This is a genomic window from Streptomyces sp. NPDC033966 (assembly GCF_055575955.1).
Window position 1 is genome coordinate 1 of the sequence record NZ_JBVIRQ010000056.1, and the last position, 1,002, is coordinate 1,002.

Annotated in this window: 1 protein-coding gene; it reads left to right on the forward strand. The window is 66.7% G+C overall.

Annotated features, from left to right (window positions below):
* Nucleotides 1-1,002, forward strand: a 1,002-nt coding sequence (locus ACZ518_RS39470) for an aliphatic sulfonate ABC transporter substrate-binding protein (protein WP_469117857.1), incomplete at both ends; no start/stop codon positions are given.

Genomic DNA, 1,002 nt, shown 5'->3' on the forward strand with positions numbered 1-1,002 from the left:
GCCGGCCGGCGCCACCGCTTCCGAGGGCGGTCAGAAGCTCTCGGCGTCCGAGGTCCGCATCGGGTACTTCCCGAACCTGACCCACGCCACCGCCCTGGTCGGCCTCCAGGAAGGCCTGATCCAGAAGGAACTGGGCGCGACCAAGGTCAAGCCGCAGTCCTTCAACGCCGGCCCGTCCGAGATCGAAGCCCTCAACGGCGGCTCCCTCGACATCGGCTTCATCGGCCCCTCCCCCTCCATCAACGGCTACGTCAAGTCCAAGGGCTCCAACCTGCGGATCATCTCCGGCTCCGCCTCCGGCGGCGTCAAGCTCGTCGTGAACCCGGACAAGATCAAGACCCTCGACGACCTCAAGGGCAAGAAGATCGCCACCCCGCAGAAGGGGAACACCCAGGACGTCGCGTTCCTCAACTGGATCGCCGAGAAGGGCTGGACGGTCGACCCCGAGTCCGGAAAGGGCGACGTCTCCGTCGTCCGCACCGACAACAAGGTCACCCCCGACGCCTTCAAGCAGGGCTCCATCGACGGCGCCTGGGTCCCCGAGCCCACCGCCTCCAAGCTCGTCTCCGACGGCGGCTCCGTCCTCCTCGACGAGACCGCCCTGTGGCCCGACAAGAAGTTCGTCATCACCAACGTCATCGTGTCCCAGAAGTTCCTCAAGGAACACGCCGACGTCGTCGAGGCCGTCCTCAAGGGCACCGTCAGGACCAACGAGTGGATCAACGCCAACCCGGAGCAGGCCAAGGCCTCCGCCAACGCCAGGCTCAAGGCCGACAGCGGCAAGGAACTCGAAGCGAAGATCCTCGACCCCGCCTGGCAGAGCATCCTCGTCACCGACGACCCGCTCGCCCCCACCCTGAAGACCGAGTCGGACTGGGCCGTCAAGGCCAAGCTCCTGGAGAAGCCCGACCTGACCGGCATCTACGACCTGACGCTCCTGAACAAGGTCCTCAAGGCCGCCGGCAAGCCCGAGGTCTCCGACGCCGGCCTCGGCGCCAAGTA